This is a genomic window from Brevundimonas sp. AVps31 (assembly GCF_058681355.1).
The window spans coordinates 1,944,536-1,957,977 of record NZ_CM178736.1; the positions used below are offsets into that span (position 1 = coordinate 1,944,536).

Annotated in this window: 10 protein-coding genes; 2 read left to right on the top strand and 8 right to left on the bottom strand. The window is 68.4% G+C overall.

Going from position 1 to position 13,442, the window contains the following annotated elements; all coding sequences use genetic code 11:
- Positions 1 to 5 precede the first annotated feature (5 nt).
- The 3 genes from ACW174_RS09390 to ACW174_RS09400 all read right to left on the bottom strand — a co-directional run bounded on the left by ACW174_RS09390 (position 6) and on the right by ACW174_RS09400 (position 3,079).
- Positions 6 to 1,853, bottom strand: a complete 1,848-nt coding sequence (locus ACW174_RS09390; protein WP_492014166.1) for a sensor histidine kinase — start codon at positions 1,851 to 1,853, stop codon at positions 6 to 8.
- Between the two features lie 136 nt (positions 1,854 to 1,989).
- Entirely contained in the window at positions 1,990 to 2,562 is a 573-nt protein-coding gene (locus tag ACW174_RS09395; RefSeq protein WP_492014167.1) for a hypothetical protein, read from the bottom strand.
- A 106-nt stretch (positions 2,563 to 2,668) separates the two neighbouring features.
- The gene (locus ACW174_RS09400; protein ID WP_492014168.1) at positions 2,669 to 3,079 is read right to left on the bottom strand and encodes a CBS domain-containing protein; all 411 of its coding nucleotides are present in this window, start codon (positions 3,077 to 3,079) and stop codon (positions 2,669 to 2,671) included.
- Positions 3,080 to 3,185: 106 nt separating this feature from the next.
- On the opposite strand from ACW174_RS09400, the gene amaB reads away from it, so the two are divergent.
- Positions 3,186 to 4,685 (top strand): L-piperidine-6-carboxylate dehydrogenase, encoded by a 1,500-nt coding sequence (amaB, locus tag ACW174_RS09405; protein ID WP_492014169.1) that lies wholly within the window; start codon positions 3,186 to 3,188, stop codon positions 4,683 to 4,685.
- A gap of 112 nt (positions 4,686 to 4,797) precedes the next feature.
- Here the strand turns inward: amaB and ACW174_RS09410 are convergent, their stop codons facing one another.
- The 5 genes from ACW174_RS09410 to ACW174_RS09430 all read right to left on the bottom strand — a co-directional run bounded on the left by ACW174_RS09410 (position 4,798) and on the right by ACW174_RS09430 (position 11,272).
- Complete coding sequence (locus tag ACW174_RS09410; RefSeq protein WP_492014170.1) at positions 4,798 to 5,922, bottom strand: HlyD family secretion protein; 1,125 nt, start codon at positions 5,920 to 5,922, stop codon at positions 4,798 to 4,800.
- Positions 5,923 to 5,953: 31 nt separating this feature from the next.
- Positions 5,954 to 7,660, bottom strand: a complete 1,707-nt coding sequence (locus tag ACW174_RS09415) for an MFS transporter (protein WP_492014171.1) — start codon at positions 7,658 to 7,660, stop codon at positions 5,954 to 5,956.
- A complete protein-coding gene (locus ACW174_RS09420) occupies positions 7,657 to 8,220 on the bottom strand; it encodes a TetR/AcrR family transcriptional regulator (protein ID WP_492014172.1) in 564 nt (187 codons plus the stop codon). Before ACW174_RS09420 ends, ACW174_RS09415 begins: the two co-directional genes overlap by 4 nt.
- A gap of 114 nt (positions 8,221 to 8,334) precedes the next feature.
- Complete coding sequence (locus ACW174_RS09425; protein ID WP_492014173.1) at positions 8,335 to 9,540, bottom strand: winged helix-turn-helix domain-containing protein; 1,206 nt, start codon at positions 9,538 to 9,540, stop codon at positions 8,335 to 8,337.
- A 67-nt stretch (positions 9,541 to 9,607) separates the two neighbouring features.
- The gene (locus ACW174_RS09430) at positions 9,608 to 11,272 is read right to left on the bottom strand and encodes a vWA domain-containing protein (protein WP_492014174.1); all 1,665 of its coding nucleotides are present in this window, start codon (positions 11,270 to 11,272) and stop codon (positions 9,608 to 9,610) included.
- A gap of 158 nt (positions 11,273 to 11,430) precedes the next feature.
- On the opposite strand from ACW174_RS09430, the gene ACW174_RS09435 reads away from it, so the two are divergent.
- Positions 11,431 to 13,293, top strand: coding sequence for a monovalent cation:proton antiporter-2 (CPA2) family protein (locus ACW174_RS09435; RefSeq protein ID WP_492014175.1), 1,863 nt, complete (start codon positions 11,431 to 11,433; stop codon positions 13,291 to 13,293).
- Positions 13,294 to 13,442: the final 149 nt, after the last annotated feature.

Sequence of the window (13,442 nt, forward strand, 5' to 3'; positions counted from 1 at the left end):
CGCCGTCAGGCGGCGCGGGCCTGGGCCTGCGCGCCGCCGGGGCGGGTGATCGGCAGGTCGAAACTGACGGTCGTGCCCTGACCAGGCCGGCTTTCCATGACCAGTTCGCCGCCGTGCAGTTCGATCAGCGACTTGGTCAGGGCCAGGCCGAGGCCGGTGCCTTGGGTCGTCTTCGAATGCTGCCCCTCGACCTGTTCGAACGGCCGCGCCAGTCGGGCCAGATCTTCGGGTGCGATGCCGATGCCGGTATCCGTGACCGCGACCCGCACCCGCTCGTCGTCCAGCCGTGACAGCGAAACGATGATGTCGCCGCCTTCGGGGGTGAATTTCACGGCGTTCGAGATCAGGTTCAGCACCACCTGTTTCAGGCCGCGATGGTCGGCGTCGATGTCGGGCAGGGGGGCGGCGTCGACCACCAGCTTGAGGCCGGCCTCCTCGATCTTGCCGCGCATGAGGCGCGCCGCGTCATCGACGACCTCCTTCAGTGACACCTGCTCATAGTGCAGCGTCAGCTTGCCGGCCTCGATCTTGGCCATGTCGAGGATGTCGTTGATCAGGCTCAGCAGGTGCTGGCCCGACCTCAGGATGTCCCCTGCATACCCCTTGTACTTGGCGTCACCCAAGGGGCCGAACAGCTCATTGGCCATGATCTCGGAGAAGCCGTTGATGGCGTTCAGCGGCGTGCGCAGCTCGTGGCTCATATTGGCCAGGAACTCGGACTTGGCCTGGTTGGCGGCCTCGGCCCGGGTCATGGCCACTTCGTATTTGCGGGCCAGAAGCGACAGCTTCTCCTCGCGATCCTCAAGCTCGGCGATGGTGACGTGCAGGCGTTCGACCGCGCGCTGGCGCTCGGCTTCCTTCTGCTTGATGGCGGTGATGTCGGCGGCCGACACCACAGAGCCGCCATCCGAGGTGAAGCGCTCGACCAGTTGCAGCCAGCGGCCATCGACCAGCTCGACCTCGCGCGCCCCGGCGCGACCGCCCGCGGCGGGCTGCTCCGACTTGATGGCCAGCGCGGCGATGCGGTTCAGGTCCTGTTTGTAGGCGCCCTTGCGCACCACGCCGTCCTCGAAGGCGAAGGCGTCCTGGAAAGCCTGGTTGGACAGGATCAGCCGACCTGATTTGTCGAACAGGACGAAGGCGTCAGAGACGCTCTCGATACCGTCGCGCAGGCGGCTTTCGGCGGCCTGGGCCTGCGACTTGGCGCGACGGGCCTCGGTGGTGTCCAGGGCGACGCCGAGCACGGAGGTGAAGCCGTCCTGTCCCCGTTCGCCGCGCGCCTGACCCCGGGCATCGATCCAGCGGGCGCGCCCGTTCTCGTCCGGCACGGGGAAGCTGACTTCAAACGCGCCGTACATCTGGGCCTGACGCAGGGCGTGCTGGACGGCTTCACGGTAGCGCGGGTGGATCCGCTCCATGATGACGTCTTCGGGCAGGGCGCCGCTATGATCAAGACCCATCAGGCTGGCCATATAGTCCGAGATCATCACCTGACCGGCGGCCAGATCCCAGTCCCAGACGCCGCAGTGCGCGGCCTCGACCGCCCCGCGGAAGCGTCGCTCAGACGCGGCCCACTCGCGACTGATGCCCATCTGGCGGCGCTGCATGATGACGACCAGCACAAGGGTGAACAGGCCGATGCCGATCGGCGGGCCCAGCACCCAGAGGTCGTTCAGTGAGAAGCCGGTCGAGGCCGTCTGCGCTCCGGAAACGCCGCGGGCGACCAGAAGAACGTGGGCGGTGATCGCCAGCGCCAGCGCGAGGATGGAAATGCGCAGCCACGCGGGGGCTCCACGCTCGCGATCCGATGCGCGCCGCCCCTGCGGTGATATGCGGCGCTCCTCACCCCGCAAGGCGCTCTCCCGAACGATTCGACAACCAGGTCCGAATCTAGGCTGCGTCGCGGATTCGTGTCGAGCAGGGTTAACCCTGACTCAACATTCCTGAACAGGGTGAGTCAGAAGAGTCGCACTCCGACGCCGGGTAGGCTCAGGCGGCCCGGATTGACGGCCCGGCGGTCTGTTCACCGCTCGGCGCGGCCAGCACGTCGGTAATGGTTTTCAGGACAGTTCTCGCTTCCCGCGCCAGCGCCCGCATCTCGGGCGGGGCGTCGTCCGGCGCTTCGTCGACCGACCCCACAAGCTGGGTCGCCAGCGCCATCAGGCGCGGGGCGGCGGCGATCAGTCGGGCCTGAAATTCGATCTGGTCAGGGTCGCGGTCATATTCCGCGCCCGGCACGCGCCAGCCGCCCCAGTCCGCCTTGTCCGTGACCACAACCGGATAGGTGCCGGGGAAGGGGTGATGCGGGGTGTCTTCCGCCGCCTGCCACTTGTTCCGCGCGCGCATCAGCCGCCATTGCTGGCCCAAGTCCGCGGACGGGTCTTCCACGGGCAGCAACAGCTCATGGCCCAGAAACTCGCGGCCCAGTCCCACGTCATAGGTGACGCGCACGGGCTCCTCGAAGCCCTTGGCCCAAACAGGCTGGACCTTCTCGATCGTGGCCCACGCGCCGACGCACTCGACCCAGACCTTCTGGCCCTTCTGGAACTGCGCGCGCGCCATTGGTCACTCCCGTCCTGCGACGGCGTACCTTGAGGCCTGCGAGTGAACGTCCGGTTTGGCGAAAGGGTGAAGCGGGCGTTTACCCTTTCTCCGTCCGACAACCGCTTCAGTTGCGTGAGATGTCTTCCAGCGCCTCGCCGGCGTATTTCTCTTTCACCCGCGTCGACAGGTCGCCCAGCGAGACGACGCCGACCAGACGGTTGTCCTTGTCGAGGACGGGAAGGCGGCGAATCTGGCGGCTGCCCATCGCGTCCAGCACGGTCTTCAGGTCGTCATCGGCGCGGGCTGTGTGCGGGTCGCGCGTGATGAACTCGACCACCGGGGCGGTCGTGGAGACGCCGCCGGCGACGGCGCGCACCACGATGTCGCGGTCGGTTATCGTCCCGATCAGGGTGTCGCCGTCGGCCACGGGCATGAAGCCGAAATTGCCGGCCTGCATGCGGCTCGCGACCTCCTGCAGCGTGTCGCCGGGACGGGCCACCTGCACGTCCTTGCTCATCAGATCGCGTACCTTCATCGGGTCTCTCCTTGGGTCGGTTCGCCGACAGAACCCTTGCCCGGCGCTGCGGTTCCGCTTCCGCCCGACGCGTGACCGGGCTACAGCCCGCTCCGAAACGGGAGCGATGACGATGACGGCGGCGAACGAGGCGAAGGCCATCCTTGAGCGACTGGGCGTCGACGCCGCGGTCTGGACCGGCCACCTGCCGACCCGCTCGCCCATCGACGGCTCCACGGCCGGATCGGTGGCCGAGACGCCCGATATCGGCGGCGTTATCGCCCGCTCGGTCAGCGCCTTCCACGCTTGGAAGCGTGTGCCCGCCCCGCGCCGCGGTGAACTGGTCCGCCTGCTGGGCGAGGAGCTGCGCGCGTCCAAGGACGACCTCGCGCGGGTGGTCACCCTGGAAGCGGGCAAGATCGTCTCCGAAGGCCTCGGCGAGGTTCAGGAGATGATCGACATCTGCGACTTCGCCGTCGGCCTGTCGCGCCAGCTTTACGGCCTGACCCTCGCCAGCGAACGGCCCGGCCACCACATGCGCGAGACCTGGCAGCCGCTGGGGCCGGTGCTGGTCATTTCTGCCTTCAACTTCCCCGTCGCGGTCTGGGCCTGGAACGCCTGCCTGGCCTTGGTCTGCGGCGATCCGGTGATCTGGAAGCCGTCGGAGAAGACGCCGCTGACCGCGCTGGCCACCCAGGCCATCTTCGACCGCGCCCTGGCCCGCTTCGGGGACGCGCCGGAAGGGCTGTCGCAGGTCGTCATCGGCGGGCGTGAGGCCGGGGAGACGCTGGCCGCCGATCCGCGCATTCCGCTGGTCTCGGCTACCGGCTCGACCCGCATGGGCAAGGCGGTGGCGCAGACCGTCGCCGCGCGACTGGGGCGCTCGCTGCTGGAATTGGGCGGCAACAACGCCATGGTCGTAACCCCCAGCGCCGACCTCGACATGGCGGTGCGCGCCGTCGCCTTCTCGGCCGTCGGCACGGCGGGCCAGCGCTGCACCACCCTGCGCCGTCTGCTGGTGCATGAGAGCGTGGCGGATGCGCTGGTCGCCCGCCTGAAGGCCGCTTACGAGACCTTGCCCATCGGCGATCCGCGCGAGGCCGGGACCCTGGTCGGCCCCTTGATCGACATCGACGCCGTGGTCGCCTTCGAAGCGGCGCTGGAGCAGGCCGTCCAGCAGGGCGGCGAGATCATCACCGGCGGTGGCCGCGTCGAGGCCGAGGGCGCCTATGTCAGGCCCGCCATTGTCCGCATGCCGTCCCAGACGGCGGTCGTCCAGCACGAGACCTTCGCCCCGATCCTCTATGTCCTGACCTGGTCCGACTTCGATCAGGCGGTGGACCTGCAAAACGCCGTCCCCCAGGGCCTGAGCTCCTGCGTCTTCACCGACAGCGTGCGCGAGGCCGAGCAGTTCCTGTCGGCCTGGGGCTCGGACTGCGGCATCGCCAACGTCAACATCGGTCCGTCCGGCGCCGAGATCGGCGGCGCCTTCGGCGGCGAGAAGGACACCGGCGGCGGCCGCGAGTCGGGCTCCGACGCCTGGAAGGCCTATATGCGCCGCCAGACCCAGACCGTGAATTTCAGCAGCGCCCTGCCGCTGGCGCAGGGCGTGAAGTTCGACGTCTAATTAGGGACCAGCGACAAAGGATTAGGGATTAGGGATTAGGGATTAGGTTGATCGAGCACGGGATCAGACAGCCCGGCGACCCTCGAACACCCTGATCCCTGATCCCTAGTCCCTAATCCCTTCCCCGCGTTTCCACCCGCGCCACCACCGACAGGCCCGGCCTCAGGCGGTCCAGCCCGTCCTGACCAGGGTCCAGCGCGATGCGGACCGGGACGCGCTGGGCCACCTTGGTGAAGTTGCCCGTCGCATTATCAGGGCGGATGACGCTGAACTCCGATCCCGTGGCCGGTGCGATCTGCTCGACCTTGCCGGTCAGGGTGCGGCCGCCCAAGGCGTCGACCGACAGCTCGACCGGCTGGCCGACGCGGATGTCGCGCAGCTGGTTTTCCTTGTAGTTCGCCGTCACCCAGATGCGGTCGGGGACCAGCGCCATCAACTGCGTGCCGACAGCGACCTGCTGGCCCTGCCGGACGCTGATTTCGCCCAGCCGCCCGTCGCGGGGCGCGACGATGCGGGTGTTGGACAGGTCAATCTCGGCCAGATGCACCGCGGCCTGCGCATTCTCCACGGCGGCTTCCAGAGAGCCCCGGCTGACCACGGCGGAGGTCACGCCGGTTTCGGCGATGCCTTCCGAGGCGCGGGCGGCGGCCAATTGTGCCTGCGCGGCCTGCAGGGCGGTGCGGGTGACGTCGACCTGGGCCTGGGCGACCCAGCCGCCCTCGAACAGGGTGCGGGCGCGGTTGTGATCGGCCTGGGCCTTGGCGACGCTGGCCTGGGCGCCGGCGATGCTGGCCTGCGTCTGGGCCACCGATCCGCGGGCCGAGGTCTGGCTCTGGGCCGAGTTGGCCAGCGCGGCCTGGGCGGCGTGCAGTTGGGCGCGGGCCTGTTCGAGGCGCTGGCGGTAGATGCGGTCGTCGATGGTGGCCAGCAACTGGCCCTGCTTCACCATCTGGAAATCCTGCACCTCGACAGCCGTGACATAGCCGGTCACCTGCGGCGCGATCACCGTCACCTGCCCCCGGACATAGGCATTGTCCGTATGCTGAACGCCGGACGTGAACGGCGGCAACCGCCAGGCCCACAGCACCAGCAGGACGCCGACAAGGGCGATCACGACCAGTCCGACACTGATGAGAACGCGCTTCTTCGGCGGCTCGGCCGCAGCGGGTGCGGGCGCGGGAGGCGGCGGAGGGGCCGGTTGCGGAGCGGCGGCGGCGGGGGCGGTTGTGTCGGTCATGGGCGTGTGTGGTTCGTCGTGAATTGGGGGGTCAGTCGATAGCGCCGGCGGCTGCCGAAACGGCTTCGGCGTCAGGTCCGGTTCTGGCGGCCTGTCGCGCGGCGCGACGGGCCTGGAAGCGGGGTCTCAGGTGATGGAAGGTCACCCACAGGCAGCCGATCGCGGCGAACACCGAGATCAGCAGGAAGACGTCGTTGTAGGCCAGCACATGGGCCTGCTGGGTGATCTGCTGCTGCAACAGCACCTGTCCCTCGGCGGTGCGCAGGGCGGGGTCCCCGATCACGCGGGCATAGGCGCCGGACAGCTGCTGCAGACGCAGGGTGACGTTCGGATCGCCCAGCGTGATGGCCTCCGACAACTGGTTCGAGTGGAATTTCTCGCGCCAGGTCTGCAGCGTGCCGACGACGGCGGAGCCCAGCAGGCCGCCGACATTCTGGCCGATGCCGAAGATGACGATGAAGCTGACGAAATTCTGCGCGCCCTTCTGCAGCACCTGCACCACGCCGCTCATCATGGCCGGGCCGATGAAGAAGGCAGCGGCGAAGGCCAGCAAGGCCTGGCTGAAATAGAGCTGGGACGGGCGGGTCAGCACCGTCGAGTGCGAGTCCAGGAAGGCGCCGACGGCGATCAGGGCGAGGGAGATGGCGATGGGCTTGTACAGCTTGGCCGGGTTCATGGTCAGGGCGCTGGTCACCGACCCGGCCGCGGTAGCGATCAAAATCAGCCAGAACAGCCCGTGCATCTGGTCGGGGCCGAGCCCCATCTGGGTCATCAGGCCGACCGCGCCATAGGTCTGTTCGGACAGGACCACGCGGATGCCGATGATGATCAGGGCCAGTCGGACGATGTCCGGCCCCGCCATCCATTTCAGGTTTATCAGCGGGGTGGCGCGATTGTATTCGATGACGATGGCGACGGTCAGCAACACGATCGAGCCGACCAGCGCCCAGCCGATCCACGCCGCTTCGGTCCACCAGACGATCCGGCCAAGCCCCAGCACGGCGCACAGCAGGGCGATCCCGGGCGCGAAGAGGGCGAAGGTGACGAAGTCCATCGGGCTGAACGCCTTGAACCGTTCGGACGGCGGCGCCTTCAGCGCGAACACCGCCGCCAGCGACATCAGCGCCAGCCCCAGCTCGAACACGTGGAAGCCGCGCCACTCCGACAGGTCGACCAGATCGTTGGAGAAGATGCGCACCGCCGGCACGGCCAGACTGGACGCGCCGATGCCCAGCACCAGCCCCTTCAGGCGGTGCGCGGCGGGGAAGGCCTGAATGGTGTAGAGGATGCCCAGGGTGGACAGGGCGGCGGAAGCCATGCCCGCGAAGCCGCGCACGATCAGGGTCGACTGATAATCCTCAAAGAACAGGGCGCCGACGCTGATCAGCGCATAGGCGATCAGGAAGATTTGCGCGAACAGCCTCAGTCCGTACTGCATCCGGAATTTGACCAGCAGCAGGTTCATGCAGACGTTGGTCATCACGAACACGACCGGCAACCATGCGGCTTCGGTCAGAGACACGCCCAGCGCGCCCGCCAGTTGCTGGGTATTGGCGGTCACCATGGCCGAGCCGATGCTGCCGGTCGCGGTGACCAGCATGCCGACGGCCAGATAGGCGATGCGATAGGGCCAGGTGTGGTCCGGCGTGGCGGGCGAGCCGGGGAACATGGGCCGCTCGTGCGGCTTCAGGGTCTGGACGTACTCGGCCCACGGCAGATTGAAGTTGCGGCGGCTCATGCCCCGTCTCCGACGCGCGCCCTCACGGCGTCCAGCACAAGCTCTAGCGTTCGAAGGGCGAGGGCGTTCCGCTCCGCCGGAGCGGCGTTATGCAGGGCCGCGCCCAGCATGGCGGTGACGATACGGATGTCCGCGGGTTTGAAGTCCGGACGAACCAGACCGGCGGCGCGTGACACCTTCAGCGCGGGGGTCGCGGCCTTGACCAGGGCGGCGCGCAACGGCGTCAGGATTTCGGGGGTCGGCGCGGCGCGGACGACGCCGCCGAAGGCGGTGTTGCGCGTCAGCGTCTCCGACAGGGCGCCGATGAAGTCCAGAAAGGCGGTGGGCTCGGTCGGTCGGGCGAACCGCTCGCCCAGCACCGCCACCTCGTCCATCAGCACGGCCAGGGCGATCTCGGTCCGGTTCGCAAAGTTCCGGTACAGGGTCGCGCGCCCGACGCCCGCCCGTTCGGCGATACGGTCCAGGGGTGTGTCGATCCCCTCCTGAGCGAACACATCGCGCGCCGCCGCCAGCAGGGCCTCGCGGCGTTCGGCGGCGTCTTTTCTGAGGGGCTTCTCCATGACGCGGGGTAAGTGGACACGCGTGTCCACTTCGTCAATAGCCGGAGTCGTTCGTGTCTGGAATTATTGTCGCCGAAAACTCCCGCGAGGTCGTCGCCGGGCTCTCACAGACTCTTACGGGTCTTCCGTCGCCAAACTCGCGTTCAGCGCCTCCGCCAGATCGCCCTTGCCCATGACCCTGACGCTCTCCAGCCCCAACCAGCCGGCCATCCGTTTCAGCTCCGCGGCCAAGCGCGCGGCGGTGTCACGCGTCGTGTCCGGCTCACGCCACGCCGCCTGCACCAGCAGGACGCCCGCCTTTCGATCCGACTTGAGATCGACCCGCGCGGTGATGGCTTCGTCCTCCAGGAAGGGCAGGACATAGTACCCGTGCTCCCGCTTGTGGGCGGGGGTGTAGATCTCCAGCCTGACCCGAACGCCGAACAGTCGCTCGGTGCGGTCACGGGCCCAGATCAGGTTGTCGAAAGGCGACAACAGGGCCTGTCCGCTGATCTTGCGGGGCGTCTTAGCGCCGGGCGCCAGCCAGGCCCTCTGCCGCCATCCGCTGACGGTGACCGGCGTCAGTTCGCCCGCCTCGGCCAGCTCGGCGATCCGCGCCTTCGTGTCCGCCACCGGCATGCGGAACCAGTCCCTCAGATCGGCCTCCGTGGCGACCCCCATGGCCCGCGCGGCGATGCGGATCAGTTCGCGCTGGGCGTCGGGCTCCTCCGGCGTCGGGGCGTCGATGATGCGGGCGGGCAGGGCGCGCTCGGTCAGGTCATAGACCCGCTCGAAGCCGTTGCGGGTCCTGGTGGTGATCAGCCCGGCCCAGAACAGCCACTCCAGCGCCCGCTTGCCGTCCGACCAGGACCACCAGCCCGGCTGGCCCCGCGGGCCTTCAGCGAAGTCGCCGCCGGTCACCGGTCCGCGTCGTTCGATCTCGGCCAGGACCCCGTCGATATAGGCCCGCTTCTCGCGGCCGAAGCGGGCGATTCCGGTCCACATCGCGCCCTCCTGCGCCCGCTGCATGCGCCAGCGGAACAGGGGCTGCAGCTCCAGCGGCATCAGCGACGCCTCATGGCCCCAGTACTCGAAAAGACTGCGTTTCGGCCCCCAGGCCTCGGCCTCCAGCGCCTCGCGGGGGTAGTCGCCCAGCCGCGAGAAGCCCGGCAGATAGTGGGTGCGGGTCACGACGTTGACGCTGTCGATCTGGACTACGCCCAGCTTGCGCACGAGGTCGCGCACATGGCTCCGCCCCGGCGAGCCGGGACGAGCGCGCCCGAAACCCTGTGCGGCCAGGGCGATGCGGCGGGCGGTCCTGAGGCTGAGGGTGTCGGTCACGCGACCAGCCTGCCCAAAACCGCCCCGGCGCGCCATGGGGATGACGCGCCGGGATGGCGGAAAGCGGCTACGGCGCCGTCCGGGCGGGTAGGTTTTGTGCGGCGCGGATCAGCTGAACGAACTCGGCCCGCTCGCCGTAGGGATCGTCGCCGCGCGCGCCTTGCGCCTGCTCGAGAATTTGCGCCCAGCCGTAGTCGGCGGGCATCCAGGGATCGCCGCGCAGCCGTTGGCCGAAGGCCGCGACCGCCAGCGCCCAGCGGGTGTTCTCCGGCGGCTGGGTCGAGCGGGGCTGCTGACCGCCGTTCGAAACCACGCGCTGGATCAGGCGCGACTCCGTTTCGCCAGGCAGTTTGTAGCGCACCTGCACGAAGCCGATCTCGCCGGTAGGGTCGCCGCCGCCCACGCCGATCCTGTTCTGGTCATAGCGGCGCTCCGGGATCTGGCTGGGCCCGCCGACGGGGGTGATTTCGTAGATGGCGGTCACGGACGCGCCGGACCCGACCTCGCCGGCATCGACGCGGTCATTGTTGAAGTCCGCCTCGTTCAGCAAGCGGGTCTCGTAGCCGATCAGGCGGTATTCCGAGACACGCGCCGGGTTGAACTCGACCTGGATCTTCACATCGTCGGCGATGGGGAAGGCGCCCCGGTCGAACATCGGACCGAACAGACGGCGCGCCTCGTTCAGGTCATCGACATAGGCTGCGGTCCCGTTGCCCGCCTGGGCGATCACCTGCATCCGGGCGTCCTGATAGTTGCCCCGGCCGAAGCCGTAGACGGACAGGTAGATGCCGGTTTCGCGTTTGGCGGCGACATAGTCCTCCAGCCGTTGGTTCTCGGTCGTACCGACATTGAAGTCGCCGTCCGTGAACATCAGGATGCGGTTGACCTTGTCCTTGCCGAAGGCGGCTTCCGCCTGCTGGTAGGCGGTGATCATGCCTTGGGCCCCGGCGGTGCCGCCGCCGGCGCGCAGTCCGGCCACGGCGGCTCGCAGCGCCGGCTTCTGATCGCCCGACGTCGGTGGCAGGACGACGGCGGCGCCGGAGGCATAGGTGGTGATGGCCACCCGGTCCTCGGGCCGCAGGCGGTCGATGATCAGGTTCATCGACTGCTGCGCCAGGGCGAGCTTGTCCGGCGTCATCATCGACCCCGACACATCGACCATGAAGGTCAGGTTCAGGGGCCGCCGCTCGCCCGCCGGCAACTCATAGCCCTGCAAGCCGATGTGCACGATCTGCCGCCCGGGCGCCCAGGGCGCGGCGGCGACGGTGGTGCTGATCGCGAACGGCTCGCTTCCCGACCGCGGCCGCGCATAGCCGTAGTCGAAATAGTTGATCATCTCCTCCAGCCGGATCGCGTCGACCGGCGGGCGGGTCCCGTTGTCCAGAAAGCGCCGGACGTTCGAATAGCTGGCCGTGTCGACATCGATGGAGAAGGTCGACACCGGCTCCTCGACCACGCGGCGGACCGGATTGGGCAGGGCGTCCGGATACCGCTCGGTATCGGGCATCGGGGGCGGCGGCGGAGGAGGCGGCGCTGGATAGGCGCTCGGGGGACTGGCCGGGCGTGATGCGGCGGCGCTGTCGTTGCGGCTGATCCGGCTGCCGGTGACGACCACCTCGCCGACCTGGGTCGGCGGCGGGATATAGCCGGCCTCGCCCGGCGCGCAGGCGGCAAGGCCGGTCGCCATCAGCGCCGCCACGGCGATCGTTGGCTTCAGCATGCGTCGGCTCATGTCGTGTCTCCCTTGCTGGTCCTGCCATCTGGCGAGCCATCCTCGGTCCAAACTGTGGCGGCGGGGCCTGACGAAGCCTGACGAAGCCTGACGTTACGGGGTGGCGATTCAGGGCGTCCTTCCCCACTATGGGGCCTCGACTGACACGGGGATCACGCATGGCCGATGCGACGGGCGGACTTGAGCTTGGGCACGTCGCGGCCCTGCTGGCCGCGGGCGTGGTGGCCGTGCCCCTGTTCCGGCGGCTGCAACTGGGCTCGGTGCTGGGTTATCTGGCCGCGGGTCTGGCCATCGGTCCCTTCGGCGTCGGCCTGTTTACCGAGCCCGAGACCATCCTTCATGTCGCCGAGTTCGGGGTGGTCATCTTCCTGTTCATTATCGGGCTGGAGATGCGTCCAAGCCGCCTGTGGAGCCTGCGAAAGGACATCTTCGGTCTGGGCGCGGCGCAGGTGCTGGCGGCGGGCGTTCTGCTGACATTCACCGGCATGGCGGCGGGGCTCAGCATCCCGGTCGCCTTCGTGGCGGCCATGGGCTTTGTGCTCAGCTCCACGGCGGTCATCATGCAGATGCTGGATGAACGCGGCGAGATGGCCGCGCCCCAGGGCCAGCGCGCCATTTCCATCCTGCTGCTCGAAGACCTCGCCATCGTACCCTTGCTGGCGGTGGTGGCGGTGATGGCCTCGGTCATGGGGCTGGCGGGAGAGGCTGCGCCGCCCCTGTGGCGGACCGTCGGTCTGGCCATCGGCGCGGTGGCCATCGTCTTCCTGGCGGGCAAGTTCCTGATCAACCCGATCTTCCGCCTGCTGGCGCGCTACGGCGGTCGCGAGGTGATGACGGCGGCGGCCCTGCTGGTCGTGGTCGGAGCGGCCTGGCTGATGGACCTCGGCGGCTTGTCGATGGCCATGGGCGCCTTCCTGGCCGGGGTGCTGATGTCCGAGTCCACCTTCCGGCACCAGCTGGAAGCGGACGTGGAGCCCTTCCGCGCCATCCTGCTCGGCCTGTTCTTCCTCAGCGTCGGCATGTCGCTGGATCTGGCGGTGGTGTTCGCCGACTGGCGCGTGGTGGTCGGCGGCGTGGTCGCCTTCATGGCGGTGAAGGCCGTGGCCATCTACGGCGTGGCCCGCATCTTCAAGGCCAGCGAGCGTGAGGCGGTGGAGCGGGCCGTGCTGTTCGCGCAGGGCGGGGAGTTCGCCTTCGTGCTGTACGCCGCCGCTCTGGCGACCGGGGTGTTTGACGCCCGTATCTCCGCCATCGCCAGCGCGGTGGTCATCCTGTCGATGATGCTGACGCCGATCACCAGCATTCTGGTCAGCCGCCTGATGCCCGCCTCGACCCTCAACCCCGAGGATGCGGAGGGCGTCGACAAGGCCCGCAATCTGCGGGAGCGTGTTCTGATCATCGGCTTCGGCCGCTTCGCCCAGGTCGTGTCCCAGCCCCTGCTGGCCCGTGACGTGGACGTCTCGATCATCGACATGGATGTGGAGATGATCCAGGCCGCCGGGAATTTCGGCTTCAAGGTCTACTACGGCGACGGCACCCGGCTGGACGTGCTGCGCGCGTCCGGGGCCGAAAAGGCCGAGACCATTCTGGTCTGCGTCGACAAACAGGCAGACGCCGACAAGATCGTGGAACTGGTCAAGGCCGAGTTCCCGCTGACCAAGCTGTTCGTCCGCGCCTACGATCGCGGCCATGCCATCCGTCTGGTGCAGGCGGGCGTCGAGTATCAGCTGCGCGAGACCTTCGAGAGCGCACTGGTGTTCGGCTATCAGGTGCTGATCGACCTGGGCTTCACCCACCAGCAGGCCGAGGAGACCATCGAGGACGTCCGCCGTCGCGACGAGGAGCGGCTGTCGATCCAGATGGTCGAGGGCATCACCGGCGGGCGTTCGCTGATGCGGGGAAACATCCGCACCACCCGGCCGGAGCCCTACATCAAGCCGCATCGCGAAGGTCGGGCCCTCAACGAGGAAGCCGCCGATGCGCTGGAGGAAGAGGACGAGCGCGAGAAGTCCGGCGCCTGATCGCGCCGGTCAGAAGAATGTCGGGATCGGTCGCAGAGGCCATGTCAGAGGTCCATTAAACACCCCACGGTCGCCAGACCTTTGGGGCCGCGCGAGCCGGACGGTCGCGTTTGTGGCCCGGATGGCGTAAAAGCCGCCGCCTTGTTCAC

Excerpts from the sequence above, each read along its gene's own strand:
- ACW174_RS09400 (WP_492014168.1), bottom strand. The coding sequence starts at position 3,079 with ATGAAGGTACGCGATCTGATGAGCAAGGACGTGCAGGTGGCCCGTCCC.
- ACW174_RS09395 (WP_492014167.1), bottom strand. The coding sequence starts at position 2,562 with ATGGCGCGCGCGCAGTTCCAGAAGGGCCAGAAGGTCTGGGTCGAGTGC.
- ACW174_RS09415 (WP_492014171.1), bottom strand. The coding sequence starts at position 7,660 with ATGAGCCGCCGCAACTTCAATCTGCCGTGGGCCGAGTACGTCCAGACC.
- ACW174_RS09435 (WP_492014175.1), top strand. The coding sequence starts at position 11,431 with ATGGCCGATGCGACGGGCGGACTTGAGCTTGGGCACGTCGCGGCCCTG.
- ACW174_RS09420 (WP_492014172.1), bottom strand. The coding sequence starts at position 8,220 with ATGGAGAAGCCCCTCAGAAAAGACGCCGCCGAACGCCGCGAGGCCCTG.
- amaB (WP_492014169.1), top strand. The coding sequence starts at position 3,186 with ATGACGATGACGGCGGCGAACGAGGCGAAGGCCATCCTTGAGCGACTG.
- ACW174_RS09410 (WP_492014170.1), bottom strand. The coding sequence starts at position 5,922 with ATGACCGACACAACCGCCCCCGCCGCCGCCGCTCCGCAACCGGCCCCT.
- ACW174_RS09430 (WP_492014174.1), bottom strand. The coding sequence starts at position 11,272 with ATGAGCCGACGCATGCTGAAGCCAACGATCGCCGTGGCGGCGCTGATG.